Below are 26,468 nucleotides of genomic sequence, written 5' to 3'. Positions count from 1 at the left end.
ACGCGCGCCCATGTACAAGGAATTCGCCATCGAGGCCATCGTCTGGCTGATCCCCGTCGTGATCCTGGTCGGCCTGGCCTACATGATCACGCGCCCCGCCTGACCCTCCCCGCCGCGCCCCCGCGCCGCCTCACCGCGTCCCCGCCGCATCCCCGCCGCGTCCCCGCACCGCCCGGCCGCGTCCACCGCGCCGGCGCGTGCCCATTAGTCTGTTGCCGCCCGGTATACGGCGACACGACGGCACGTGAGAGCAGGGAAAACGGTGAAGCTTCTCCACTCAGGGAAGGTCCGGGACGTCTACGAGGACCGCGGGGACATCATCCTCGTGGCGTCCGACCGGGTGTCGGTCTACGACGTGATCCTCCCGACGCCCATCCCCGACAAGGGGAAGGTCCTCACGCAGCTCTCGCTGTGGTGGTTCGAGCGACTCGCCGACGTCGTGCCGAACCACGTCGTCTCCGCCACCGACGTCCCCGCCGAGTTCGCCGGCCGGGCCATCCGGTGCCGGAGGCTGGACATGCTGCCGGTCGAGTGCGTCGCCCGGGGCTACCTCACCGGCGGCGGGCTGACGGAGTACCGCGAGCACGGTTCGGTCTCCGGCGTGTCGCTGCCGCCGGGCCTGGTGGACGGCTCCAGGCTGCCCGAGCCGATCTTCACCCCGAGCACCAAGGCGCCGCTCGGGCAGCACGACGAGCCGATCTCCTTCGGGGGCGTGGTCGAGCGGGTGGGCGCGGAGACCGCCGAGGAGCTCCGGCGGATCACGCTGGAGGTCTACCGCCGGGGGGCCGAGCTGGCCGCCGGGCGGGGTGTCGTCATCGCCGACACCAAGATCGAGCTGGGCCGGGCGGCCGACGGCACGCTCACCCTCGGCGACGAGTTGCTGACGCCGGACTCCTCGCGTTTCTGGCCCGCCGATCAGTGGGAGCCGGGCCGGTCGCAGCCCTCCTTCGACAAGCAGTACGTCCGCGACTGGGCGACCGGCACCGGCTGGGACAAGAAGGAGCCCGCTCCCGAGGTGCCCGCCGAGGTCGTCGAGGCCACCCGGGCCCGTTACGTCGAGGCGTACGAGCGCATCACCGGCGAGACGTGGTGACGCGCGGGCCGGGCGGGCCGGTCCCGGGCGCCGCGCGGTCGTGACGCGACCGCGGCGCGGCCCCGCCACCGCGGCGGGGCCCGCGGCGGTCAGTGGGTGAGCCGCCCCTCGGCGGCGGCGCCCACCACGAACCGGTCGGCCGACGGCGGGTGCTGGCCGTAGTCGGCCACGATGCAGGTGATGTTGTCGGGGCCGCCGCCCCGGTTGGCCAGGTCGATGAGCCACCGTACGGCCTCGGCCGGGTCGTCGATCTCGGTCAGCGTGTTGAACAGGGTCTCCGGGCCGACCACGCCGGTCAGGCCGTCGGAGCACAGCAGGTAGCGGTCACCGGGCTGGGCCTCGCGCAGCGACAGGTCCAGCTCGCCGTCTCCGGTGCCCTCCAGGACCCGCAGCACCATGGATCGGCGCGGGTGCTCGGCGGCCTGCTCCTCGGTGATGCGACCCTCGTCCACCAGCGACTGGACCAGGGTGTGGTCGTGGGTGATCTGGTAGAGGGCGCTGTCGCGCAGCATGTAGGCGCGGGAGTCGCCGACGTGGGCGAGGGCGAAGTTCGGGCCGTCCCAGAGCATGGCGGTGAGGGTGGTGCCCATCCCGCGCAGGGTGGGGTCCTGCTCGCTCATGTCATGCAGCGTGTGGTTGACCTCGGTGGCCGTGCTCTTGAGCGCCGCCACGAGGTCGACGCCGCCGGCCGGGAGCCTCTCGTCCAGCGCCGCCATGGCCCTGACCGCCAGGGAGCTGGCCACCTCGCCGCCCGCGTGACCTCCCATGCCGTCGGCGATGGCGAGCAGGCGGGCGCTCGCGTATCCGGAATCCTCGTTCGCCTCGCGGCGGACGCCGACATCGGATCGAGCGGCGTAGCGCAGCGCCAACGCTTGGTTGAGTGCCATGAAGGCAGTAAAGCATTGGTTGAAGCACTTCACAAGCAAACATGTTGTAGACCGCTTCAGCGACGTGAACTACTGTTGTTCGGCATGGAGGAGAGCCAGGACATCACGGTGAACGCGGGCGACATCGCCCGGCTCGCCTCCGTCGGCCGTGCCGCGGTCAGCAACTGGCGCCGCCGCCACGACGACTTCCCCCGTCCGGTCGCCGGAACCACATCCAGCCCACTTTTCTCGCTGCCGGAGGTCGCCGCGTGGCTGCGCCGCAACGGCAAGCCGTTCGAGGTCTCCCTCGGCGACCTGGTGTGGCAGCGGCTGCGCACCTCGGCCGACGACCTGCGCCTGGGCGAGTTGGTGGGCCGGATCGGCGCCTTCCTGCTGTTCCTGCGGCGCGAGCCGGGCGCCTGGCCGGGGCGCGGCACGCGGACGGCGGACGCCGTGGCCGCCGCCACGGCCGATCTCCCCGGCGCCCCGATCGCCCCGCCCGATGACCCCGGCCTTCTCGGGCTGGTCGCGGAGCTGGCCGCCGAACGCGGTCCGCTCGCCACGTTCGAGTTCCTGTGCGAGCGCTACGCCGAGGCCCACTCCCGCCGGCTCGCGGTCACCCGGGACGACGTGGCCGACCTGATGTGGCGGCTGGCGGGCCGGGGACGGGGCACGGTCCTGGACCCGGCCTGCGGCGTCGGGACCCTCCTGCTGCGTGCCGGTTCCGCGCTCGGCCAGGAGGCCGACGCGACGAACGCCCTGATCGCCGCCGTCCGGCTGCTGCTGCGCGGCGCCGACGCCCGGATCGTGGCCGGCGACTCCCTGCGGGAGGACGGCCTGGCCGGCAGGCAGGCCGACGCGGTGGTCTGCGACCCTCCGTTCAACGAGCGCGCCTGGGGGTACGGCGAGCTGACCGGCGATCCCCGCTGGGAGTACGGCCTGCCGCCCCGCGGGGAGGGCGAGCTGGCCTGGGTGCAGCACTGCCTGGCCCATGTGAGGCCGGGCGGGCCGGTGGCGATCCTGATGCCGCCGGCCGCGGCGTCCCGCCGTCCCGGCCGGCGGATCCGGGCCAACCTGCTGCGCGCCGGCGCGCTGCGGGCCGTGGTGACGCTGGGCGCGGCCGGGCCGGACCTGTGGCTGCTGCGCCGCCCGGACGGCGGGCGGCCCCCGTCGAGGCTCCTGCTCCTCGACGCCTCCGAGGACCTGTCGGTCGTGGAGCCCGCCTGGCGGGCCCACCTGCGGGACCCGGAGGCGGAGCCGCCGGGCGACGGCCGCAGCGTGCGGATCATCGACCTGCTCGACGAGGAGGTGGACGTCAGCCCGACCCGGCGCCGCCCCCAGCAGGGCGGGCCGGACTTCCTGCGGGACTTCACCGACGCGCTGGACCGCTTCCGCGGCGCGTCGGCCACGCTGCCGGACGCGCCCCCGGCGCTGGAGGTGCTCGCCGAGCGGCAGGACCTGCCGGCCACCACCGTCGGGGAGCTGGCCAAGGCGGGGCTGGTCACGATCCTGCAGGCCCCGGCCAGGATGCCGGCCGAGGAGGGTCCCCTACCGGTCCTGACGGCCGGTGACACGGCCGTGGGCTCCGCCCCCACGGGCGGGACCACCCTAGACCCGGACCTGGTCATGATCAGGGCCGGGGACATCGTGACGAGCGTCCTGGGCGTGGTCCGGGTGATGAGGCGGAGCGGCGCGGCGCTGGGGCCGCAGCTCACGCTCTACCGGGTGGACCCCGAGCGGCTCGACCCCGACTTCGTGGCGGGCTTCATCCGCTCGGCCGACACGAACAGGTCACATCCCGGCTTCAGCCGGCTGGACGTACGGCGGGCCCGGGTGCCGGTGCTCCCCCTCGCCGACCAGCGGCGCTACGGTGCGGCGTTCCGGGAGCTGTTCGCGCTGGAGGACCGGGTGCGTGAGACGACCGCGCTGGGGGAAACGCTGATCCGGCTAGGCTTTGACGGACTGGTTGACGGTCATCTCCGACCGTGCGACCAAGGGGTGTGATGTCCCTGGGAGTCCTCGGGAGGGTCGGATGGTCATCGGTGACCGGTACGTACTCGACGACCTTCCCCTGGGGCAGGGCGGCATGGGCGCCGTCTACGGCGGCCACGACGAGCACCTCGACCGCCGGGTCGCCGTCAAGATCCTGCGCTTCCTCACCGGCCCGGACGAGGAGCTGACCCGGCGTTTCCTGCGGGAGGCGCGCATCCTGGCGAAGCTGGAGCACCCCGGCGCCCCGGTCCTGTACGACTTCGGCACCTTCGACCAGCGGCTGTTCCAGGTGATGCAGTTCATCGAGGGGGTGACCGTCGCCGACCTGGTCAGCGAGCACGGCCCGCTCCCGGTGCCGTGGGCCGCCGCGATCGCCGCCCAGGCGTGCGCGGTGCTGGCGGCCGCCCACGCCCTGTCGATCTACCACCGCGACCTGAAGCCCACCAACCTGATGCTCTGCCCGGACGGCAGCGTCAAGGTCCTCGACTTCGGCCTCGCCATGGTCCGCGAGTCGGGCTCGTCGCAGTTCACCCGGATCGGCCAGATCCTCGGCACCCCGGCCTACATGGCCCCCGAGCAGATCCAGCGCGGCCTGTCCGGGCCGCGCAGCGACCTGTACGCGCTGGGCTGCGTGATCCACGAGATGCTGACCGGGCGGCAGCTGTTCACCGGCGTCACCGAGTACGCCGTGTTCGAGCGGCAGGTCAACGAGCTGCCGCCGGACGTGCCGGGCGTGCCCGCCGCGCTGAACGGCCTGCTGGCCGAGCTCCTGGCCAAGGACCCCGAGCGACGTCCCGCGTGCGCCGAGGCCCTGTACGAGCGCCTGCAGCCCTTCGCGGTGAACCTGCCGATGCTCCCCGGCTTCCTCCACGAGGCGTCGGTGCCCAGCCCGGGCCGGATGTACGCCCGGATGGTCGGCCGCGTCCTCGCCTGACAGCGCGTCCGCACCCGACGCCGCGTCCTCACCCGGCAGCGCGTCACACCCGGCGACACCGCGGGTTCCGGAGCGCGCCGCCGGGTCCGGTCCGGAAGTGCGCCGCGGGTCGGGTCGGGAGGATAATCCCTCCATGGAAGGACGCTGGATCGAGGTGGCGGACCGGGTGCTGGTGCGCCGGTACGCCGAGCTGGACCTGTCGGTGGGGCTGGTCCTGGGCGACGGCGGCTGCCTGGTGATCGACACCCGGGGCGACGAGCGGCAGGGCGCCGAGCTGGCCGCGGAGGTGCGCCGGATCACCCGCGACCCGTGGACCGTGGTGCTCACCCACGCCCACTTCGACCACTCCTTCGGCACCCGGCCGTTCATGGAGTGCCCCGTCTGGGCCCACGAGGACTGCCACGCCGACCTGGTCGCCGACGGCGCCGAGACGAAGGAGACGTGGGCACGGCGCTACCGCGGGCAGGGCCGGCCCGACGTGGCCGCCGACATCGAGAAGACGGAGATCGTGCTGCCGGACCGCCTGGTGACCGACCGGGCCGAGGTGACGGCCGGTGGCCGCCGCGCCGTCCTGTCGTACCTGGGACGCGGGCACTCGCGGTGCGACCTGGTGATCGCGGTCCCGGACGCCGGCGTGGTGTTCGCCGGCGACCTGGTGGAGAACGGCGCGCCGCCGGCCTACGCCGACGCCTTCCCCCTGGAGTGGCCGGACACCCTCGGCGGGCTGCTCGGCCTGGCCGGGGACGCCGTCGTGGTGCCGGGGCACGGCGATCCGGTGGACCGGGCGTTCGTCACCGCCCAGCACGCCGAGATCGAGGCGGTCGCCGGGCTCTGCCGGGAGGTGGCCGCGGGCCGGATGAGCCGCGAGGAGGCCGTACGGCGCTCGCCCTACCCCGAGGACACCACGCTGACCGCCCTGGGCCGGCTGGGCGGATAGCCCGCCGGACGCCGCCCGCCCGCGGGCGGCGTTCGGGGCCGTCAGCCCACGGGGACCGGCGCGTCCGGGGTGTACTCGGTGTGGATGCGCCCGGCCGGGACGCCGAGGCGGACCAGCCGGTCCGAGGTCACGCGCACCATCTGCTGCGATCCGCACACGAAGACGTCGCCGGACGGGATGATCCGGTGGTACTCCAGGGCGTCGATGGCGGTCTGGCCGTACCCCGGTCCCGGCTCGTCGGAGACCGCCTGCACGATCCGCAGGCGCCGGTGCTGCATGCGCAGGTTGTTCAGGGCCTCGGTGTCGTAGGCGTCGACGGTGCGCCGCACGCCGTGGAAGAGGTCGATGGCGGGGCGCTCGGGCATCCACACCGACTCCTCGATGAGCGCCTTGAGCGGCGCGAGGCCCGTGCCTCCGGCGATGAAGACCAGGTGGGAGGTGGTGGCCTGTTCCAGCGACAGGGTGCCCCTGGGCGGGCCCAGCAGGATGGTGTCCCCCGGGCGGGTGTGCTTGACCAGCGCCGTGCTGACCCACCCGCCGGGTACGGTCCGCACATGCAGGACGATCCTGTTGTCGTGGCGGGGGGCGTTCGCGATCGAGTACGCGCGCCACACCCGAGGCCACAGCGCGGTCTGCACGGTGGTGTACTGACCCGCCCGGAACGGGTACGGGTGGTTGGGCTCGACGGTGAGGACGGCGATGTCGGGGGTGCGCATCTCGTGCCCGACCACCGTGCCGATCCAGGCGGGCGGGGCGGTGACCGCGTCCTGATCGGCCGCCTGGATCATCACCTCGGCGATGAAGCCGTAGGCGGCCGCCCAGGCCTGGTCGTAGGCGGGCTGCCAGAGGCCGCGGGAGCCCGCCCGCATCGCCGCGATCAGGCAGTTCCCGAGCGCCGGGTAGTGTTCGGGCCGGACTCCGTATTTGCGGTGGTCACGGGCGAGCTGACCGAGATACTCCCGCACCCCCTCGGTGTCCTCCAGGTTGAGCACCACCTGCGTCAGCGCACCGAAGAGGCGGTCGCGCTGAAGGTCCATCGCGGGCGGGAACAGCTCGCGGATGCGGGGGTTCTCGGCGAAGAGCCTGCTGTAGAAGTCCAGGGTCACCTGGTCGGCCACCGGCTCGACGAGCGACCAGCTTTCCCGGATGAGTCGGATGTCGAGGGTCATGGCGTCACCCAACCGGTTTCCCCGCCTCATGTCGGCTCAGTCCCACACCCCTCATCCGTCCGACACCGAAGTAGTCGTCACCGGCGGGCCTGCGCCCCTCCGCGACGCGCTCCCGGCGGTCCTGCCTGACCAGCAGCGGGATGTGCTTGGAGCAGTGGATGTAGGCCTCCTCGACCTCGATCATGATCCAGCGCTCGGCCTTCCTGCCGGGCGCGGTCTGGTCCTCGTCGTTGAGCCCGTAGCGGCGGGAGGCGTCGTAGGCGGTCATGATGCTCGCCGTGCCGTTGACGTGCAGGCCCACCAGGTCATCGAAGAAGTCGACGAACAGCAGGCTGATGTGCGGGTTCTCCAGGATGTTCCCCATGCTGGCGAGCACGCCGTTGCCCCGGAACTCCGGGTAGACCATCCGGGTGTCGTCCAGCACGCGCACGAACCCGGGCGGGCCCGAGCGGAACGTCGTGTCGCAGTTTCCGGCGGCGTCCGCGGTGCCCACGAACGCCATCTGCTGCCGGGCCACGAACTCGCGCATCTGGGGCGTCAGGCGGTCGACCACCTGACGACCGTAGAACCGCTCCGCCCGCTCCCTGGTGTCGAAGAGTTTCTGGAGGATGTGCTCCCCGCGGGAGCCGGGCAGGCCCTCGCCATCATCCAGACCGTCGTACGGCACATGCTGGGTCGTCACGTCTCTCCATTCGGTCCCGGACCACAAGCCTGTGAGAGGGCGCGGGCGGGTACCCGAGCCCGGCGATGAAGCACCAAACCGGATGTTTCCCCCCACATAACCGATGGAGCCTAGACCACATCAGCCTCACCCGAAACAGTTCTGCAACATTTCCACAGATTTTTCGAATCATGATTAATACTCACTTTTCTTGCCCGAACCTGCACTCCAGAGCCGTACGGCGGCCGTCGCGGGGGTGCGGCGGAGGTGTGCCGGAGCGGCGGAGAGGCGTGGCGAGGCGGGTGGGAACGGTCCACCGACGACGACGGCGGCGCGCACCGGGACGGGCGGAAACGGCCGGCGGAAATGGACATGAAGTCCGCGTCCACCGGCTGATAGCCTCCGGCGGGCAGCGACCTCGGGAGGGAAGAAGATCATGAGGCTCACCGGGCAGGTGCTCATCTTCGACGCCGACGACACGCTCTGGGAGAACAACGTCCTGTTCGAGCGGGTCATCGACGACTTCCTGGGCTGGCTCGCGCACCCGACCCTCGACCGGGCCGAGATCCGCGCCATCCTCGACGACATCGAGGCGGCGAACGCGGTCGCCCACGGCTACGGCAGCAAGGTCTTCCTGCGCAGCCTCGGCGAATGCCTGGAACGGCTGCACCGGCGGCCGGCGACCGCCGAGGAGCGCCGCCGGATCGAGGAGCTGGCGGTGGCGCTCGTCGAGCACCGCGTGGAGCTGATCCCGGGCGTCTCCGAGACCCTGGCCTCCCTCGGCGACCGGCACGACCTGCTCCTGCTCACCAAGGGCGACCTGGAGGAGCAGCGGCGCAAGCTGGAGGTCTCCGCGCTCGCGCACCACTTCCGCGAGGTCCACATCGTCCCGGAGAAGGACGTGGAGGTCTACCGCGGGCTGGTGCGGCGGTACGACCTGACGCCCGCGACGACCTGGATGATCGGCAACTCCCCGAAGTCGGACATCCTGCCGGCCCGGCAGGCGGGCATGAACGCCGTCTTCATCCCCAACGACAACACCTGGGTGCTGGAGCGGGCCGACCTCGCCCCGGACGACGACCGGGTGCTGCGGCTGCGGAGGTTCCCGGAGCTGCTCGACCACTTCTGACGTCCGCTGACGCCCGCCGACACCCGCCGCCACCGCGCTGCGTCGGCCGGGCCTCCGCCTGAAGACCGGGAAACGGGGAGACATGACACCGAAGCCCTCCGTGTCGTGCGTGTTCGTCTGCCACGACGGCACCGGCCGGGTGCTGCTGGCCCGGCGCGGCACCGGGGCGCGGGACGAGCCCGGCGCCTGGGACTGCGGCGCCGGGGCGCTGGAGTACGGCGAGACGTTCGAGGCGGCCGTCGCGCGCGAGGTCCGCGAGGAGTACTCGGCGGCGGCGCTGGAGATCGAGACGATCGGCGTCCGGAACGTCCTGCGCGGGGACCCGGTCTCCTCGCACTGGGTGGCGGTGGTGTTCGCGGTCCGGGTGGACCCGGCCGAGGTCGCCATCGGGGAGCCCCACAAGTTCGACGAGCTGGGCTGGTTCGCACCCGGCCGGCTTCCGGACCGGACGCACTCCCAGCTCCCCGGGAGCCTCGCGCTCTTCACCGCCTGGGCGGCCTCCCGGCGCCTGTGACGACCGTCAGGGGTGAAGTCACGATGACCGCCACTTACCTGGGAAAACGCCGATTCCTAGGGTTGGCGTCATGGAGAGAGCGGCGGTCGAGTTCCACGAGGTGAGCAAGCGCTACGGCCAGGTCCGGGCGCTTGACGCGGCGGGTTTCACGGTGGCGCGCGGGGAGACGGTCTCCCTGCTGGGCCACAACGGGGCGGGCAAGTCCACGGCGGTGGCGCTGATGCTCGGGCTGGTCCGCCCGGACGGCGGGCGGGTCGGCGTCCTGGGCGGCTCCCCGGCCAGAGCGGTCGCCCGGGGCCGGGTCGGCGCGATGCTGCAGAGCGGCGGGCTGCCCGACGGCGCCTCGGTCCGCGACATCGTCCGATTGGCCTGCGGGCTGTACGGCGGGCGCCGAAGGGTCGGCGAGGTCCTCGAACTGGCCGGGCTGACCGAGCTGGCCGGGCGGCGGGCGACCGCGCTGTCGGGCGGGCAGGCCCAGCGGGTCCGCTTCGCGATCGCGGTCGCGGGACGGCCGGAGCTGCTGTTCCTCGACGAGCCGACCGTGGCGATGGACGTCGAGGCCCGCCGCGAGTTCTGGGACGCGGTCCGCGCCTGCCGGGAGACCGAGGGCACGACGGTCGTGTTCGCCACCCACTACCTGGAGGAGGCCGACCAGTTCGCCGACCGGGTCGTGGTGCTCGGCCACGGCCGGGTGGTCGCCGACGCCGCCCCGGCGACGGTCAAGGCCCGGGCGGGCGGGCGGATCGTCCGCTGCGTGCTGGCCGAGCCCGACCCGCAGCGTCTGCTGGCCCTGCCGGGCGTGACGGAGGTGACCGTCCGGGCCGGGCAGGTGGAGCTGCGGACCGACGACGCCGACCGGACCGTGGGCGCCCTCTACTCCGCGATCGGCGGGGTGCGCGACCTCGAGGTGACCGGCGCCGGCCTCGATGAAGCCCTGATCCTTCTGTCTTCCGGAAAGGCCGCGTAATGTTGCCCCTCGTGCGGTTCGAACTCGTTCGCGCCCTGCGCAATGTCAAGTACCTGGTGTTCCTGGTGGCCGTCCCGGTGGGTTTCTACCTGATGTGGGGACGCGGCTCGGACGCCGCCCTGGTGGCGATGGCGGTCTACGCCGCGACCGGCGGCGCGCTGATGGCCGCGGGCGGCGGGGTCGCCGACGACCGCGCCCAGGGCTGGCTGCGGCAGCTGCGGGTCACCCCGCTGAGCGGCGCCCGGTGGCTCGCCGGGCGCGTCGTGCTCGGCGTCGTGATGACCCTGCCCGGCATCCTCGCCGTCTGCCTGGCGGCCGTCCTGGTCGGCCACGCCGACCTGCCGCCCGCGCGGTGGGCCGCGCTGGCCGGGGTCCTGCTGGCCGGGTCGCTGCCGTTCTGCCTGCTGGGACTGTTCCTGGGGCTGACGCTGCGCGGCAAGACCGCCCAGCTCGGGATCGTGGTGGTCTTCTTCGCCCTGGCCGCGCTCGGCGGCGTGATCGGCCAGGGCGACCTGCCCGGCGCCTGGCAGCGGGTCCGCGAGCTCACCCCGTCCCACAGCCTGCTGCTGTACGGCGACGCCGCGGCGAGCGGCCGGGACGGACGATCCGCCGGACTCGGTCAGGCCGGTGTCCTGGCCGCCTGGACGGCGCTGGCCGGCGCGGCGGTGCTGGCGCGGCGGCGCTGGAGCTCGGACGGGTGACCGCACCGGAGACGACACCCGGGGCGGCGTCCGAGGCGGTGCCCGGGACGACGACCGCGGTGACGCCCGGGGCGGCATCCGGAGCCGCGCCCGGAGGAACGGCCGGCTGGACCCGGCGGGCCCGGCCCGCCGGGTCTTCGGGTATGGACGGGCTCCCGGACGCCGAGGACGAGGGCCGGATCACCCGCCTGTGGTCGGCCCGGGACCGCTCCCGGCTCCTGCTGCTGGTCGCCGTCACGGTCTGGGCCTCGGCCGCCCAGGTGGCCGCCGGCACCCCGGCGTGGCCGACGGCCGCCGCGATCGCCCTCGGGGTGCTGCTGGCCCTGCTGGGGCTGACGGTCCGCTCCGCCGCCGAGCCGAAGGCGTGGTGGCCGCGGTTCGCGGCGCTGGCCGCGATCCCGCTCCTGCTCGCCTTCGTGGCCGGTCCCTGGTGGGCGGCGACCGCCGCGTGGGCCAGCACCGCCGCCGGGTGGGGGCCGCCGCGGCGGGCCCAGCCGTACGTCGTGGGGCTCGGGCTGTCGGCGGGCCTGCTGGCCTTCGCCGGCGGCGGGGACGCCGGGCTGGCCCTGGTGCTGGGCGGGTTCGTCGCGCTCGCCGGCTTCTTCGCCGTCCAGGCCCGGCACGCCTCGGAGCTGATGACCGAGCTGCGGGAGACCAAGCAGGAGCTGGCCCGGCTGGCGGTCGTCGAGGAGCGCAACCGCATCGCCCGCGACCTGCACGACCTGGTCGGGCACAGCCTGTCGGTGGTGGCCGTGAAGACCGAGCTGGCCCGCCGCCTGCTGCCGATCGACACCGGTCGCGCCGACGGCGAGCTGAAGGACATCGACGCCATCGTGCGCCGCGCCCTGTCGGAGGTACGGCAGGCGGTCACCGGCTACCGGCAGCCGACGCTGGCGGCCGAGCTGTCGTCGGCGGTCCAGGCCGCCCGGGCCGCCGGCATCCGCTGCGAGGTGACCAGCCCGGAATCCTGGGACCTGCCGGTGGCCGTCGAGGGCCTGCTGGCCTGGACGGTCCGGGAGGGCATCACCAACGTGCTGCGGCACAGCGGCGCCGCCAACTGCTGGATCACGGTGACCGGGGACCCCGGGGACGCCGCCGGGATCGCTGGCGGGATCGCGGTCGAGGTCGCCGACGACGGCGCCGTACGGGACCGCGACGACGGCCGGCCGGGCAACGGCCTGGCCGGGCTGAGCGAGCGGGCCCGCGCCCTGGGCGGTTCCCTGACCGCGGGCAGGCGCGACGGGGGCGGCTTCCGGCTGCGAGTGGAGGTGACGGGTTGATCCGGGTGTTCCTCGCCGAGGACCAGACCATGTTCCGCGGCGCGATGGCCGCCCTGCTGGGACTGGAGGCCGACCTGGAGGTGGTCGGCGACGTCTCCCGCGGGGACGAGGTCGTCGCCGCGTGCGAGCGCCTCCGGCCCGACGTGGCGCTGCTCGACATCGAGATGCCCGGCATGGACGGGCTGGAGGCCGCCCGCAGACTCCGCTCGGCCGTGCCGGAGACGAGGGTCGTGATCGTGACGACCTTCGGCCGGCCGGGTTACCTGCACGCGGCGATGGCCGCCGGGGCCCGCGGCTTCCTCCTCAAGGACGCGCCCGTCGCCGAGCTGGCCGCGGGCATCCGGAAGGTCGCCGCGGGCGGCCAGGTGGTCGATCCGGCGCTGGCCGTGGCGGCGCTGAGCGAGGGCGCCAGCCCGCTCACCCCGCGGGAGAAGGACGTCCTGGCCGCCGCCCGCGCCCACGGCACCATCGCCGACATCGGCCGTGACCTGCACCTGTCGCCGGGGACCGTCCGCAACCACCTGTCGGCGGCGATCCAGAAGCTCGGAGCCCGGACCAGGACCGAGGCCATCGACATCGCCGTCTCCAAGGGCTGGCTCTGACGTCCGGCCGGACGGCGCGAGCCGGTCGCGGAGCCCCGGCCCCGGGAGGCCGGTCCGCGCGGCCGGGTCGCGGCCGGGTCGCGCGGGAGGCCGGTCCGCGCGACCCGGTCGCGCGGGAGACCGTTCACGCGACCCGGGCCGGACGGCCGGGGCCGGGGTGTGACGACCGTCCTGGGTGAGATCACGATCCGCGGCACTTATCAGGAGATCGATGACTTCGTAGCGTGGTGACCATGACGAACACCACCCCGAAGTCCTGGAAGATCTCCCTCCTCGGCGGCGTCAAGCAGCGCGGCCCCCAGCGGCTGCCCGAGCACCTGGTCGTCGTCACCGCCGTCGGCGGGGCCGACCTCGACCTCACCGGCGCCGCCTTCTCCGGCGGCCGGTTCACCCTGACCAAGGTCTCCTTCGCCGGCGGGGTGAAGCTCACCGTCCCCGCGGGCGTCCGCGTCGAGGTCGGGGGGTTCCACCTGTTCGGCGGCCACCGCGTCGAGCAGGGCGCCGGGGCGCCCGACGGCCCGGTGGTCACCGTCCGCGCCTACGGGGTGTTCGGCGGCGTCCGGGTGGGCCGGTCGTCCTGAACGGAACCGGCCGGCCCTCCCCGGGCCGCCGGCTCACCTCCCCGGCCCCGGCCCCGGCTCGGACACCGGCCGCCGGTCCCTGGATCTCGGCCGTCGGCCCCGGCTTCCCGGAGGCTCCCCCTCGAGCGGTCCGGAGGAGCGGTTCAGATGAGCCAGGCGGTGGTGTCCGCGGGGAGGGCGGCGCCGTCGAGTGGGCCGCTGGCCAGCAGGACCGACCCGTGCGGCGGGAGCCGTACGGGGTCGGGGCCGAGGTTGGTCACGCAGGTGAGCCCCGACTCGCGGGTGAAGGCCAGCACGCCGGGCCCCAGGTCGATCCAGGTGAGCGTGCCGTCGCCGAGCCGGTCGCGGCGGATGCGCAGCGCGGCGCGGTAGAGGGTGAGCATCGAGCCGGGGTCGGCCGACTGGGCCTCCACGGTGAGCGCGCGCCACTCCTCCGGCTGGGGTAGCCACGGCTCGCCCGCGCCGAAGCCGAACGGCGGCTTCTCACCCGACCACGGCAGCGGCACCCGGCAGCCGTCCCGGCCCGGCACGGTGTGGCCGGAACGGGTCCACATGGGGTCCTGACGCAGGGCGTCGGGGATGTCGTCGACCTCGGGCAGGCCGAGCTCCTCGCCCTGGTAGACGTAGACGCCGCCCGGCAGCGCCATGGCCAGCAGAGCGGCGGCCCTGGCCCGGCGTCCGCCGAGCCCCAGGTCCGACGGCGCGCCGTCCCGGCGGTCGCCGTGGTCCCAGGACGTGTCGGCCCTGCCGTACCGGGTCACCACGCGCGCCACGTCGTGGTTGGACAGCACCCAGGTGGGCGGCGCGCCGAGCGGGGTGTGCGTGGCGATAGTCTGCTCGATCGAGCGGCGCAGCGCGGCGGGCTCCCAGGGGCAGGCCAGGAAGTCGAAGTTGAAGGCGGTGTGCAGCTCGTCGGGCCGCAGGTAGCGGGCGAAGCGCTCCTGGTCGGGGAACCACACCTCGCCGACCAGCATGCGGTCGCCGTACCCGTCGGCCAGGCGGCGCCAGTCGCGGTAGATCTCGTGCACCTCGTCGAGGTCGGTGTAGCCGTCGGGGTCGCCGCCGTCGAAGTCCTTCACCAGCACCGCGGCCGAGTCGATGCGGATGCCGTCCACGCCCCGGTCGAACCAGAAGCGCAGCACGTCGCGGAACTCCTCGCGCACCTCGGGGTTGGTCCAGTTGAAGTCCGGCTGCTCGGGGGCGAACAGGTGGAGGTACCACTGCCCGTCCGGCACCTGGGTCCAGGCCGGTCCGCCGAAGATGGACCGCCAGTCGCCGGGCTCGTCGGCGAACCAGAAGCGTTCCCGCTCGGGTGAGCCGGGCCCGGCGGCCAGCGCCTCCTGGAACCACGCGCTCCGGTCGGAGCCGTGGTTGGGCACCACGTCGATGATGACCCTGATGCCCAGCCCGTGGGCTTCGTCGATGAACCTCTCGGCCTCGGCCAGCGTGCCGAAGACCGGTTCGATGCCCCGGTAGTCGGCCACGTCGTACCCGCCGTCGGCCATCGGCGACGGGTACCACGGGTTGAGCCAGACGGCGTCCACCCCGAGGTCGGCGAGGTACGGCAGGCGGGCGCGCAGACCCGCCAGGTCTCCCGTCCCGTCACCGTTGCCGTCGGCGAAACTGCGCAGGTAGACCTGGTAGATCGCGGCCCCCCGCCACCACGTTTCCGGCATGCTGCTGTGACTCCTCACTGGTAGGGATTCGCCGGTCACCGCGTCAGCCCTTGAGGCCGCCGGCGGTGAGGCCGGCCATGATGTGGCGCTGGAAGACGAGGAAGACCACGATGGTCGGGACGCTGGCCATCACCAGCGAGGCGATGAGCACGTTCTGCGGCATCTGCGCCGACAGGTTGGCGATGCCGACGCTGACCGACATCTTCTCGTCGTCGGTCAGCACCAGCAGCGGCCAGACGAAGTCGCGCCAGGCGTTGACCACGGTCAGGATGGACACCACGCCCAGGATCGGGCGGGAGATCGGGATGACGATCGACCACAGGATGCGTCCCGGCGTGGCGCCGTCGATCTCGGCGGCCTCCAGCAGTTCGCGGGGGATCGAGTCGAAGAACCGTTTGAGCAGGAAGATGTTGAACCCGTTGGCCGCCGCGGGCAGCCAGATCGCCCACGGCGTGTTCAGCAGGTCCCAGCCGAGGAGCGGCAGGTCCTTGACCGTCAGGTAGGCCGGCAGCATGATCACCATCGGCGGGATCATCAGCGTGGCCAGCATCATGGCCAGGATCAGCTTGCCGAGCACCGGCCGCAGCTTGGACAGGGCGTAGGCGGCGGTGACGTCGACCGCCAGCGTGAACAGCCAGGCCCCGCCCGCGTACAGGGCGGTGTTGCCGAGCAGCCGGCCCAGGTCCATCAGCTCCCACGCCTCGGCGTAGGCGTCGAACGTGACCTTCGACGGCAGGAACGTCGGCGGGATCCGCACCAGTTCCTCGGTGGACTTCATCGCCCCGGTGACCATCCAGTACAGCGGGAAGACGAAGGCGGCGGTGAAGCTCACCACGACCACGACGAGGACGGTCCAGTAGACGATCCGGCCCCCGGGCGAGTTGAGCCGGTGCGGGGAGACGGCGGTGCGGAACTCCGACTCGATCCGCCGCGGCCGTCGTCCCCGCCGCTTCGGGCGGCGCGCGGGCGGGGCGGGCGTGGAGGGAGGCGTGGTGCCGGGGGTGCCGGGGACGGCCGTGAGGTCGGCGAGGTTCGGCATCAGCTCTTGTCCTCCCGCGAGACGCGCAGGTAGACGGCGGAGAAGACCATCAGGACGATCATCAGCATCACGCCGAGCGCGTTGCCGCCGTTGATGTTCCCGAAGTTGAAGGCGTACTGGTACATGAGGTAGACGACGCTGACCGTGGAGTTCTCCGGGCCGCCCCCGGTGAGCAGGTAGGGCTCGATGAAGACCTGCATGGTGGCGACGATCTGCAGCAGGAGCATGACCAGCAGGATCAGTTTGGTCTGCGGGATCGTGATGTGCCGGATCCGCCGGAAGAGGCCGGCGCCGTCGAGTTCGGCCGCCTCGTACAGCTCGCCGGGGATGGTCTGCAACGCGGCGAGGTAGATGAGCGTGCCGCTGCCGAGGTTCATCCAGGTGGAGACGATGACGAGCGAGACGAGCGCGGTGTCGGTGCTGTTCAGCCAGTCGAGGGGCGGCAGGTGCAGGAAGCCGAGCACCTGGTTGAACAGGCCGGACTCCGGCTCGTAGAACCACTGGAAGAGCAGCACGCCGACGGCCGGGGGCAGCATCACCGGGAGGTAGACGACGAGCCTCAGGTAGGCGCGGGCGTGACGCAGCTCGTTGAGCACCAGGGCGGCGACGAACGGGACGCCGTAGCCGAGGACCAGTGCGAGCACGGTGAACGCCACGGTGTTCTTCCAGGCGGGCCCGAAGGCCGCGTCCTGGACGACCGTGACGAAGTTCTCCAGTCCCACCCAGACGGGCGCGTCGACGAAGTTGGTCCGCTGGAAGCTGAGCACGACCTCCCGGACCATGGGGTACCAGGAGAAGAACGCGAAGCAGATCAGCGCTCCGCAGAGGAACCCGTAGGCGGTGACGTTCCGCCGTACGGCGAGCCGCCGCCGCTGGTTCCGTCGCCGTCCCGGGTCGTCTCCCCGTCGCGGGCCTCGCATGGTCACAGTGGTCATCGGTCCTCCGCCCCGCGCTCTCCGCGGTCCGCTCGTTTCGCTCCGGCCCGGCCGAGGGGCCCGGCACGGGCCGGGGCGCCTGCCGTACCGGCCCTCCGCCTCACGGCGCGGGCCGGGACGCCCGCCGTACCGGCGCCCCGGCCCGCGCCGCCGGGTCAGCCCTTCTTCGCCAGCAGGGCGTTGACCTTCGCCTCGGCGTCGGCGAGCAGCTTGGCGGGGTCGGCGTCCCGCCTCGTCAGCACCGCGGACATCGGGGTGTCGAGGATGGCGTAGATCTCCTGGGCGTACGGCCCCGGCTCGGCCTTGGGCGGGATGCCCTTGGAGCCCTGCACCCAGAGCGCGAACTGCTCGGGCGCGACGTTGGCGTTCTCGGAGCGCAGCCGCAGGACCTCCTGGCCGGAGGGGGTGTCGGCGCCGTACAGGTCCGGGTACGGCTGGCCGACCGTCAGGTTCGCGCCCTTGGCGCGCACGTAGTCGAGCTGGCCCTTGCCGGGGGTGAGGAACTCGTACTCGATCCACTTCAGGCCGGCCCTGATCTGCTCGGGCGTGGCCTTGGGGTTGATCATGTATCCGGCGCCGCCGTTGAACAGCGCCTTGGCCTCGGGCTGCGCGGCGACGGCGTAGTTCTCGAACTTCGCCTGGAAGTCGTTGCGCAGTGAGATCAGCACGTCGGGGGCGCCGAGCATCATGCCCATCCTGCCGCCGGCCATCGCCTTCATCAGCGCGGGCCAGTCGATGTAGAGGCGGGAGCCCATGCTGTCGTCGGTCCAGCGCATCTGCTTGAGGTTCTCCAGCACCGCCACGCCCTCGGGGCTGTTGAAGGCGGCCTGCTTGCCGTCGGGGGTGACGACGTCGCCCCCGCGGCCGTAGAGGGAGGCGGTGAAGTGCCAGCCGCCGACGTTGTTGCCGCTGTACTCGCCGAAGCCGACGTAGCCGGGACCGAGGGCGGAGATCTTCTTGGCCGCCTCCCGGACCTCGGCCCAGGTCTTCGGCGGGTTGGCCGGGTCGAGGCCGGCCTTGGTGAACACGTCGCGGTTGTAGACCAGGCCCATGCCGTAGCCGTCGGTGGGCAGGCCGTAGACCTTGCCGTCCTTCTTGAAGATGTCGAGGGAGGCGTTGTAGTCCTTGAACGTCTTCAGCTCCCCGACGTACGGCGTGAGGTCGGCGGCCTGGCCGGCGGCCACCAGTCGCCCGACGTTGGGGAAGTTGACGAAGAAGACCGTCTCAAGCTGGCCGCCGGCCAGTTTCGCCTCGAACGTCCGCGGCTCGTAGCAGGGGAAGGCGTCGGTCACCTTCTCGATGTTGATGTCCGGGTTGAGCTTCCGGAACGCCGCGAGGTCCTCCTCGTAGGTCGTGCGCTGCGCCTTGTTGGTCTTCGGCGGCATGCAGTTGACCGTGATCGACACGGGACCGCCGGCGGAGCCCGACCCGGACGGCTGCGCGCCGTCCGCGGTGGGTTCGCCGGAACCGCACGCCGACGCCGCGAGGACTAGGGCGCTCGCGAGCAGCGGCCCGAGGAGCCTGCGACACCCGGATCTCGTCATGGAGCTGACCCTTCTGCTGGGGGGAGGCCAGGAGTGAGCCGGACGGTCCGCTCCGGCGTGGCCTCACCATAGGATCCCCGACACCTTGATGCAATATTTCGACAGAAATATGAAACATAACGACTGAGTCACGCGTTTCTCGTGCGAAACGTCGGAAGGGGTGACCCGCCGATCGGGCCACCCCTTCCGCGCCGTCCCGGCCGCCGCGCTCGGCCCGCGGCCACGCTGCGCTCAACCCGACCGCCACGCCCGGCCGGCGGCCGCGCTCATCCCGGCCGCCGCTCAGTCCGCGGCCGCGCTCAGCCCGCGGCCGGCCTCGCCGTGGAGGCCCGCACCACCAGCTCCGGCTCGAAGAGCAGCTCGTCCGCGGGCACGGCCGCCTTGCCGATCAGCGCGACCAGCAGGTCCACCGCCGCCCGTCCCATGGCGTCGATCGGCTGCCGGACCGTGGTCAGCGGCGGCTCGGTGCAGTTCATCAGGGCGGAGTCGTCGTACCCGACCACCGACACGTCGGCCGGCACCGACAGCCCCGACCTGCGGGCCGCCCTGATCGCGCCGAGCGCGAGCGGGTCGCTGGCGCAGACCACGCCGGTGACCCCGGCCCGCAGCAGCCTCGCCGCCGCCGCGTGCCCGCCCTCCAGGGAGAACATCGTGTGCTCGACCAGGGCGGGGTCCCCGCCGGCGGCGAGGAAGGTCTCCAGCTTGCGGCGGGAGGGCATGTGGTCCTTCGGCCCCAGCACCATGCCGACGCGCTCGTGGCCCAGGGACCTCAGGTGCCCGAGCGCCATCTCGGCCGCCACCTTGTCGTCGCAGGACACCTGCGGGAGACCCAGGTGGTCGACGGCCGCGTTGACCAGCACGGCGGGCAGCCCACGCTCCAGGATCAGCTCGTAGTGCGCGTGCGAGGCGTCGGCCTGGGCGTACAGGCCGCCGGCGAAGACCACGCCCGACACCTGCTGCTGCAACAACAGGTCGACGTACTCCGCCTCGGAGACGCCGCCCACCGTCCGCGTGCACAGCACCGGGGTGAAGCCCTGCTGGGCCAGCGCGCCGCCGACGACCTCGGCGAAGGCGGGGAAGATGGGGTTCTGCAGCTCGGGCAGGACCAGGCCGACCAGCCGGGCCCGGTCCCCGCGCAGCTGGGTGGGCCGCTCGTAGCCGAGCACGTCGAGAGCCGTCAGCACCGCCTCCCGGGTCGTCTCCGAGACCCCGGGCTTCCCGTTGAGCACGCGACTGACCGTCGCCTCGCTCACCCCGACCTTCCTGGCCACCTCTGCAAGTCGTCGCGTCATGCGCAAACCATACGACATCTGAAGCAAATATTTGCAGCCGCTTGCGGGCCCGAACGTCAGCCGTTTGCGACCCGTGTCAGCTGCTCTCCGCCCCGAAAACCCTGGATGAGCAGCGATGGTGTCGCACCTTCGCACAGGAACACGAAGTCAATTCATTGCGAAATTCAGTCGAAATATTGCAGACATCGATTTGTCATTTTACGGTTCAGCCATCCAACCCGACGAAGGGCACGCACCCCCGATCCCGGCACCCCCCGACGTTCCAGCCATGAGACAGAGGAACGGATGAGACACAAGCGCGCCACACTACTCCGGCTGATCGCGGCGTTGGCCGCCTTCGGCCTCCTGATCGTCACCGGACCACCCCTCCCCGCCGCGGCCGCGGCCGGCCCGAACCTGGCGGCGGGCAAGGCCGTCACCGCCAGCGGGCACACCGACGTCTATGTCGCCGGCAACGCGACCGACGGCAACCCGTCCACCTACTGGGAGAGCCCGTCACACGCCTTCCCGCAGTGGATCCGGGTCGACCTGGGCACGAACACGAGCGTCGACCGGGTCGTGGTGAAGCTCCCGCCCGGCTGGGAGCCGCGCACGCAGACGTTCTCGGTGCAGGGCAGCACCGACGGCACCGCCTACACCACGATCACCGGCCCCACGACGCGCGCCTTCGACCCCGGCTCCGGCAACACGGTCACCGTCGACCTCCCCGCCACCGTCACCCGCTACGTCCGGCTGAACATGACGGCCAACACCGGGTGGCCCGCGGCGCAGGTCTCCGAGCTGGAGGTGTACGGCGGCGCCGCCGGCGACACCCAGGCGCCCACCGCGCCCGGCAACCTCGCCTACACCGAACCCGCCGCCGGCCAGATCAAACTGACCTGGACCGCCTCCACCGACAACGTCGGCGTCACCGGCTACGAGATCTACGCCGACGACGCCCTGCGCGCCACCGTCGCGGGCGACGTCCTCACCCACACCGACACCCAGCCTGCCAACGCCACCGTCACCTACCGGGTCCGGGCGAAGGACGCGGCCGGCAACCGGTCGGCCCCGAGCAACGCCGTCACCCGCACCGGCAGCGGCGCCGGCTCCAACCTGGCCGTGGGCAAGCAGGTCAGCGGCTCCTCCTACGTCCACACCTTCGTCGCGGCCAACGCGGTCGACAACGACACGGCCACCTACTGGGAGTCCGCGCCCGGCGCCTATCCCGCCACGCTCACGGTGAAGCTGGGCGCGAACGCGAGCGTCACCTCGGTCGTGCTCAAGCTCAACCCCGACCCCGTCTGGGGCCGGCGCACCCAGACGATCGAGGTGCTGGGCCGCGAGCAGAGCGCCTCCTCCCTCACCACGCTGAAGGCGGCGGCGCCGTACACCTTCGACCCCGCCACCGGGAACGCCGTGACGATCCCGGTCAGCGGCGACGTCGCCGACGTCCAGCTCAGGTTCACCTCCAACACCGGGGCGCCCGGCGGGCAGGTCGCAGAGTTCCAGGTGATCGGCGTCCCGGCGCCGAACCCCGACCTGACGGTCACCGCCGTCTCCTGGACGCCCCAGTCGCCGACGGAGAGCGACACCGTCACGTTGCGGGCCACCGTCCGCAACTCCGGTAACCGCGCCTCCGGCGCGACCGGCGTGAACTTCTACTTCGGCGCCACCAAGGTCGGCTCCGCCCCGCTGGCCGCACTGGCGGCCGGCGCCTCCGCGGAGGTCTCGGCGTCCGCCGGCCGGTGGGACGCCGGCTCCTACCCGGTGACCGCCAAGGTCGACGAGGCCGACGCGGTCGCCGAGCAGAACGAGCTGAACAACGCGCTCACCTCCTCCTCCCCGCTGGTCGTCAAGCCGGTCGACAGCTCCGACCTGACACCGGTGGCGAGCTGGACCCCGGGCAACCCGGCGAGCGGCGCCACGGTGACCTTCTCCGTGGCGATCCGGAACAAGGGCAACATCGCGTCCGCGGGCGGCGGCCACGCCATCACGCTCACCGTGCTCAACGACGCCGGGACGGCGGTGCGCACCCTGACCGGCTCGTACAGCGGCGCGATCGCCGCGGGAGCCACCACCGCCCCGGTGAGCCTCGGAACGTGGACGGCGGCGAACGGCCGGTACACGGTCCGGACGGAGGTCGCGGCCGACGCCGGCGAGCTTCCGGTGAAGCGGGACGACAACACCGTGACGACCCCCCTGTTCATCGGCCGCGGCGCGAACATGCCCTACGACACCTACGAGGCGGAGGACGCCTCGATCGGCGGCGGCGCGACCGTCGTCGGACCCAACAGGACCGTCGGCGACCTGGCCGGCGAGGCGTCCGGCCGCAGGGCGGTGAAACTCGCGACCACCGGCGCCTACGTCGAGTTCACCACCAGGGCCCCGACCAACACCCTCGTCACCCGGTTCTCCATCCCGGACGCGCCGGGCGGCGGCGGCATCGACGCCACCCTCGACGTCTACGTCGACGGCGTCTTCCACAAGGCGCTCAGCCTGACCTCGAAGTACGCCTGGCTGTACGGCCCCGAGGCGAGCCCCGGGAACTCCCCGTCCATGGGCGGCCCCCGGCACATCTACGACGAGGCCAACATGATGCTCAACTCGACCGTCCCGAAGGGCAGCAGGATCAGGCTGCAGAAGGGCACGGCCAACACCACCACCTACGCGATCGACTTCATCGACACCGAGCAGGTCGCGCCGGTCCCCAACCCCGACCCCGCGCGGTACGTCGTCCCGTCCGGGTTCACCCACCAGGACGTGCAGAACGCCCTGGACAGGGCGCGGATGGAGACCGGGTGGCTGGGCGTCTACCTGCCGCCGGGCGACTACCAGACCGCGCAGAAGTTCCAGGTGTACGGCAAGCCCGTCAAGGTCGTCGGCGCGGGCCCCTGGTACACCCGGTTCCGCGCCCCCGTCACGCAGGAGAACACCGACGTCGGCTTCCGCGCCGAGTCCTCCGCCAACGGCTCGGCCTTCACCGGCTTCGCCTACTTCGGCAACTACACCTCCCGCATCGACGGCCCCGGCAAGGTGTTCGACTTCCAGAACGTCTCCGACATCGTCATCGACGGCATCTGGAGCGAGCACCTGGTCTGCCTCTACTGGGGCGCCAACACCGACCGGATGACGATCAGGAACTCCCGCATCCGCGACATGTTCGCCGACGGCGTCAACATGACCAACGGCAGCACGGACAACCTCGTCAGCAACAACGCGGCCCGCTCCACCGGCGACGACAGCTTCGCCCTCTTCTCGGCCATCGACGCGGGCGGGGCCGACATGAAGGGCAACGTCTACGAGAACCTGACCGCGATCCTCCCCTGGCGCGCCGCCGGCATCGCGGTGTACGGGGGCTACGACAACGTCTTCCGCAACATCTACATCGCCGACACGCTCGTCTACTCCGGCATCACGATCAGCTCGCTCGACTTCGGCTACCCGATGAACGGCTTCGGGGCCGACCCGCCCACCAGATTCGACAACATCTCGATCGTCCGGGCCGGCGGCCACTTCTGGGGGGCGCAGACCTTCCCCGGCATCTGGGTCTTCTCCGCCTCGAAGGTGTTCCAGGGCATCCGGGTCAGCAACGTCGACATCGTCGACCCCACCTACCACGGCATCATGTTCCAGACCGGCTACTCGGGAGGCAGGCCGCTGAACCCGGTCAAGGACACCGTCTTCACGAACATCTCGATCACCGGCGCCCACCGGAGCGGTGACGCCTACGACGCCAAGTCCGGCTTCGCCGTCTGGGCCAACGAGCTGCCCGAACCCGACCAGGGACCGGCCGTGGGGTCGGTGACCTTCAACAACCTGAGGATGAGCGACAACGCCGTGAACATCAGGAACACGACCTCGACGTTCACCATCACCGTCAACTGATCCACCGAACCGGTTCATCGGACCGGCCCACCGGCCCCGGCGGCCTTCCGCCGGGGCCGGTCCCCCGCCGGTCCCCCTCGGCCCCCCGGCGGCCCTCAGCCGGTCCTCCCCGATCCTCCGGCGGTCCCCCGCCGGGTTTCTGTCGGTGGGACCCGGCAGGATCGCGGCACGCGCGAACCCGCCGCGGACCGGGCGGCCGCGGACGCCCCGGCGGTCACCCGACCGCCGGGGCCGGACGCGACCGCCCGGCCCCGGTACGGCCGCGCGTCCCCGGCCGCCCGCGCCGGGGTCACCGGCCCCCACCATCAGACCGAGGATCGCCCCGGATGGAGCTCTCCCCCGCCGCCCGCCGGCTGCTCGCACTCATGACCGACCCGGCCGCGGAGTACCCGGCCACCTGGCCCGGCCGCGCCGAGCTCGGCCCCCACGACCTGGGGGCCCTGCTGCCCTTCGCCTACCGCGCCCCCGCGACCCCCGCCGGGACGTCGGCGAGGTTCATGGTGGAGGACGAGGCCCGGGAGCGCCAGCCGGCGTTCACCCCCGAGTCCTGCGCCGAGCTGTTCGCGGCGCTGGTCGACGGGCTGGCCACCCGCAAATGGGCCGACCTGCACCTCGGCGCCGCCTCGCTGGTGCGCTGCCCGGACGGGCCGCCCCTCGCCGCACTCGCGGCCCCCGCCCGGACGCTGGTGCGGTTCCTGCTGGACGCCGGCCGGACCGACCAGCCGTACGCGCTGCTGGCCGTCGCGGGGCTCGCCGGATGCGACGGGCGAGGTGACGACGGACTCGGCGCGGAGGTGACCGGAACGATCGAGGCGGGCCGGGGCCCGATCGGCGCCGACGAGCTCCGCCTGCTCGCGAGCTGGGACGCCGGGCACCGGGCGCTGTTCCTGGAGACCCTGCGGAACAGGTCGTACGGCTCCCCGCCGCCGCTGCCCGGCGTCTGGGAACGGCTGGCGGACATCCCCAGGTACACCGCCTTCGCCCGCACGGCCCTGGAGACCGCCGCCGCCCGGGTCGCCGCGATCCACGCGGGCGAGATCCCCTACCGCGCCGACCGCGCGTTCGAGGCGTCGGAGACCGAGGCGCTCGGCCGCGCCGTACGGCTGGCCCTGGCCCGTGACGAGGAGTGGCTGCCGGGCCTGCTCACCCCGCTGCTGACCGGGGTCGCGGTCGCCCCCGGCCCGGCGCGGACCCTGCCGTCCCAGGCGCTGCTGTACGAGATCGCCCGGGCCGTCGAGGACTTCCCGACCCCCGAGGCGGTCACCGCGCTGCGCGCCGCGCGCGGGGCGACGCGGCACGCGGGCGTGCCCAGGCAGCTCGACCGCATGCTCAAGCGGATCGACCGCGCGCTGGCCGACCGGGTCGAGGTGGCCTTCCGGATGCCGGACCTCGGCTTCGGCCCCGGCGGGGTGCTCCGCGTGCCGGCCGGCGAGCACACGGGCGTGATCACGATCGGCGACGACGTCGAGCTGACCTGGCAGCGGGGCGAGAAGCGGTTCAGGAGCGTCCCGGCGGCGGTCCGCCGCGACCACCCCGACGAGGTGAAGCACCTGCGCGAGCAGGTCCAGCAGGTCCGGCGGCAGCTGACCACCCTCGTCCGCGCACTGGAGGGCGGCTACCCCGGCGAGACCGTCCACCCCTACGCCAGGTGGCGGGCCGAGATCGCCGACCATCCGATCACCGGGGCCGTCGCCGGCCGCCTCATCTGGGAGTTCGAGCACTCCCCCGGGCGGTGGCGGAGCATGATGGGCGCCGAGCCCCGCGACGCGGCGGGAGAACCGGTGGCCGCGCCGCCGCCCGACACCCCGGTGCGGCTGTGGCACCCGGCCCGCGCCCCGCTCGCGGAGGTGACGGCCTGGCGCGACCGGGTGACCGGGGAGAGGATCCGCCAGCCGTTCAAGCAGGCGTTCCGCGAGGTCTACCTGCTCACCCCCGCCGAGGAGACCGCCCGCTTCCACTCCGCCCGCTTCGCGGCCCACGTCGTGGCGTACCGCACGCTGTACGCCCTGTTCAGGCAGCGCGGCTGGACGTCGTCCATGCTCGGCCCCTGGGACGGTGGCGGGGAGGACGAGGCCCGGCGGGTGCTCGCCGGGGGCCGGTGGCGGGTCTCCCTCCTCCACTCCTACCTCTACGGGGAGACCGAGGAGCGCGCGGTCACCGGCCGGATCCGCTTCCACCGGAAGGTCTCCGGCGAGTGGTGCGAGGCGCCGCTCCCCGAGGTGCCGCCGCTGGTGTTCAGCGAGGCCATGCGCGACGTGGACCTGTTCGTCGCCCTGACCTCCATCGCCACCGACCCCACCTGGACCGGCGACGACGACGGCCACCGCGACTACCGCCACGCGGCGTCCTCGGCTCCCCTGTCCCCGTCCGCGGAGGTCCGCCGCGACGCCCTCGCCCGCCTGCTCCCCCGCACCGCCATCGCCGGCCGGTGCACCCTCACCGACCGCCACCTCGTCGTCCGCGGCGACCTGCGCACCTACCGGATCCACCTCGGCAGCGCCAACATCCTCATGGAACCCGGCGACGTCTACCTGTGCGTCGTCGCCGCGCCCGCCGCCGGGAAGGGCCTGTTCCTGCCCTTCGAGGACGACGGCCGCCTCGCCCTCATCCTCAGCAAGGCGTTCCTCCTGGCCCACGACACCGACATCACCGACGAGTCGATCCTCCGCCAGCTCAAGGGCTGAACCCG

At 72.8% G+C, this 26,468-nt stretch carries 21 protein-coding genes; 13 read left to right on the top strand and 8 right to left on the bottom strand.

The window, feature by feature from the left end; genetic code table 11:
- The first annotated feature begins 262 nt into the window (after positions 1-262).
- Positions 263-1,093, top strand: a complete 831-nt coding sequence (locus ACQP10_RS07385; protein WP_346022035.1) for a phosphoribosylaminoimidazolesuccinocarboxamide synthase — start codon at positions 263-265, stop codon at positions 1,091-1,093.
- Between the two features lie 89 nt (positions 1,094-1,182).
- Here ACQP10_RS07385 and ACQP10_RS07380 read toward each other — a convergent pair whose 3' ends face one another.
- Positions 1,183-1,980, bottom strand: a complete 798-nt coding sequence (locus tag ACQP10_RS07380; RefSeq protein ID WP_346022034.1) for a PP2C family protein-serine/threonine phosphatase — start codon at positions 1,978-1,980, stop codon at positions 1,183-1,185.
- 84 nt (positions 1,981-2,064) lie between these two features.
- Between ACQP10_RS07380 and ACQP10_RS07375 the strand changes: the two genes are divergently transcribed.
- The 3 genes from ACQP10_RS07375 (at position 2,065) to ACQP10_RS07365 (ending at position 5,822) form a co-directional block, all read left to right on the top strand.
- Positions 2,065-3,963 carry an N-6 DNA methylase gene (locus ACQP10_RS07375; protein WP_346022033.1) on the top strand — a complete coding sequence of 633 codons (1,899 nt, stop codon included), beginning with the start codon at positions 2,065-2,067 and terminating at the stop codon, positions 3,961-3,963.
- A gap of 28 nt (positions 3,964-3,991) precedes the next feature.
- Positions 3,992-4,885 carry a serine/threonine-protein kinase gene (locus ACQP10_RS07370; RefSeq protein WP_179819280.1) on the top strand — a complete coding sequence of 298 codons (894 nt, stop codon included), beginning with the start codon at positions 3,992-3,994 and terminating at the stop codon, positions 4,883-4,885.
- 133 nt (positions 4,886-5,018) lie between these two features.
- Positions 5,019-5,822 carry an MBL fold metallo-hydrolase gene (locus ACQP10_RS07365; RefSeq protein WP_346022032.1) on the top strand — a complete coding sequence of 268 codons (804 nt, stop codon included), beginning with the start codon at positions 5,019-5,021 and terminating at the stop codon, positions 5,820-5,822.
- Positions 5,823-5,863: 41 nt separating this feature from the next.
- Here the strand turns inward: ACQP10_RS07365 and ACQP10_RS07360 are convergent, their stop codons facing one another.
- Both ACQP10_RS07360 and ACQP10_RS07355 read right to left on the bottom strand, forming a co-directional pair.
- Positions 5,864-6,991: a globin domain-containing protein gene (locus ACQP10_RS07360; RefSeq protein ID WP_346022031.1), complete on the bottom strand. Its 1,128-nt coding sequence runs from the start codon at positions 6,989-6,991 to the stop codon at positions 5,864-5,866.
- Between the two features lie 4 nt (positions 6,992-6,995).
- On the bottom strand, positions 6,996-7,673 hold the full coding sequence (locus ACQP10_RS07355; RefSeq protein WP_346022030.1) for a pyridoxamine 5'-phosphate oxidase family protein: 678 nt from the start codon (positions 7,671-7,673) through the stop codon (positions 6,996-6,998).
- A 415-nt stretch (positions 7,674-8,088) separates the two neighbouring features.
- On the opposite strand from ACQP10_RS07355, the gene ACQP10_RS07350 reads away from it, so the two are divergent.
- The 7 genes from ACQP10_RS07350 (at position 8,089) to ACQP10_RS07320 (ending at position 13,426) form a co-directional block, all read left to right on the top strand.
- Positions 8,089-8,781: an HAD family hydrolase gene (locus ACQP10_RS07350; RefSeq protein ID WP_346022029.1), complete on the top strand. Its 693-nt coding sequence runs from the start codon at positions 8,089-8,091 to the stop codon at positions 8,779-8,781.
- 82 nt (positions 8,782-8,863) lie between these two features.
- Positions 8,864-9,295 (top strand): NUDIX hydrolase, encoded by a 432-nt coding sequence (locus tag ACQP10_RS07345; protein ID WP_346022028.1) that lies wholly within the window; start codon positions 8,864-8,866, stop codon positions 9,293-9,295.
- 70 nt (positions 9,296-9,365) lie between these two features.
- Positions 9,366-10,262 carry an ABC transporter ATP-binding protein gene (locus ACQP10_RS07340; RefSeq protein ID WP_433541099.1) on the top strand — a complete coding sequence of 299 codons (897 nt, stop codon included), beginning with the start codon at positions 9,366-9,368 and terminating at the stop codon, positions 10,260-10,262.
- A gap of 11 nt (positions 10,263-10,273) precedes the next feature.
- A complete protein-coding gene (locus ACQP10_RS07335) occupies positions 10,274-10,963 on the top strand; it encodes an ABC transporter permease (RefSeq protein WP_179819287.1) in 690 nt (229 codons plus the stop codon).
- A gap of 143 nt (positions 10,964-11,106) precedes the next feature.
- On the top strand, positions 11,107-12,243 hold the full coding sequence (locus tag ACQP10_RS07330) for a sensor histidine kinase (RefSeq protein WP_399499881.1): 1,137 nt from the start codon (positions 11,107-11,109) through the stop codon (positions 12,241-12,243).
- Positions 12,240-12,845 carry a response regulator transcription factor gene (locus ACQP10_RS07325; protein ID WP_179819289.1) on the top strand — a complete coding sequence of 202 codons (606 nt, stop codon included), beginning with the start codon at positions 12,240-12,242 and terminating at the stop codon, positions 12,843-12,845. Before ACQP10_RS07330 ends, ACQP10_RS07325 begins: the two co-directional genes overlap by 4 nt.
- 233 nt (positions 12,846-13,078) lie before the next feature.
- Positions 13,079-13,426, top strand: a complete 348-nt coding sequence (locus ACQP10_RS07320; protein ID WP_189245884.1) for a hypothetical protein — start codon at positions 13,079-13,081, stop codon at positions 13,424-13,426.
- 143 nt (positions 13,427-13,569) lie between these two features.
- Here the strand turns inward: ACQP10_RS07320 and ACQP10_RS07315 are convergent, their stop codons facing one another.
- The 5 genes from ACQP10_RS07315 to ACQP10_RS07295 all read right to left on the bottom strand — a co-directional run bounded on the left by ACQP10_RS07315 (position 13,570) and on the right by ACQP10_RS07295 (position 19,912).
- Positions 13,570-15,102, bottom strand: coding sequence for a glycoside hydrolase family 13 protein (locus ACQP10_RS07315; protein ID WP_399499883.1), 1,533 nt, complete (start codon positions 15,100-15,102; stop codon positions 13,570-13,572).
- A gap of 43 nt (positions 15,103-15,145) precedes the next feature.
- Positions 15,146-16,141, bottom strand: coding sequence for a carbohydrate ABC transporter permease (locus ACQP10_RS07310; protein WP_346022024.1), 996 nt, complete (start codon positions 16,139-16,141; stop codon positions 15,146-15,148).
- The gene (locus ACQP10_RS07305) at positions 16,141-17,076 is read right to left on the bottom strand and encodes a carbohydrate ABC transporter permease (protein WP_346022023.1); all 936 of its coding nucleotides are present in this window, start codon (positions 17,074-17,076) and stop codon (positions 16,141-16,143) included. The genes ACQP10_RS07310 and ACQP10_RS07305 overlap by 1 nt, the downstream gene beginning before the upstream one ends.
- Positions 17,077-17,231: 155 nt before the next feature.
- Entirely contained in the window at positions 17,232-18,620 is a 1,389-nt protein-coding gene (locus tag ACQP10_RS07300; RefSeq protein ID WP_399499885.1) for an ABC transporter substrate-binding protein, read from the bottom strand.
- 299 nt (positions 18,621-18,919) lie between these two features.
- Complete coding sequence (locus ACQP10_RS07295; RefSeq protein WP_399499886.1) at positions 18,920-19,912, bottom strand: LacI family DNA-binding transcriptional regulator; 993 nt, start codon at positions 19,910-19,912, stop codon at positions 18,920-18,922.
- Positions 19,913-20,197: 285 nt separating this feature from the next.
- On the opposite strand from ACQP10_RS07295, the gene ACQP10_RS07290 reads away from it, so the two are divergent.
- Together ACQP10_RS07290 and ACQP10_RS07285 are read left to right on the top strand one after the other, a co-directional pair.
- Positions 20,198-23,779, top strand: a complete 3,582-nt coding sequence (locus tag ACQP10_RS07290) for a galactose-binding domain-containing protein (protein WP_433541098.1) — start codon at positions 20,198-20,200, stop codon at positions 23,777-23,779.
- A gap of 326 nt (positions 23,780-24,105) precedes the next feature.
- Entirely contained in the window at positions 24,106-26,463 is a 2,358-nt protein-coding gene (locus ACQP10_RS07285; RefSeq protein WP_433541097.1) for a DUF4132 domain-containing protein, read from the top strand.
- Positions 26,464-26,468: the final 5 nt, after the last annotated feature.

The organism is Streptosporangium sandarakinum, from assembly GCF_050942225.1.
In the GTDB taxonomy this organism is placed as follows: domain Bacteria; phylum Actinomycetota; class Actinomycetes; order Streptosporangiales; family Streptosporangiaceae; genus Streptosporangium; species Streptosporangium nondiastaticum.
The sequence above is the reverse complement of the archived record's forward strand: the minus strand, read 5'-3'. Positions and strand labels throughout refer to the sequence as shown.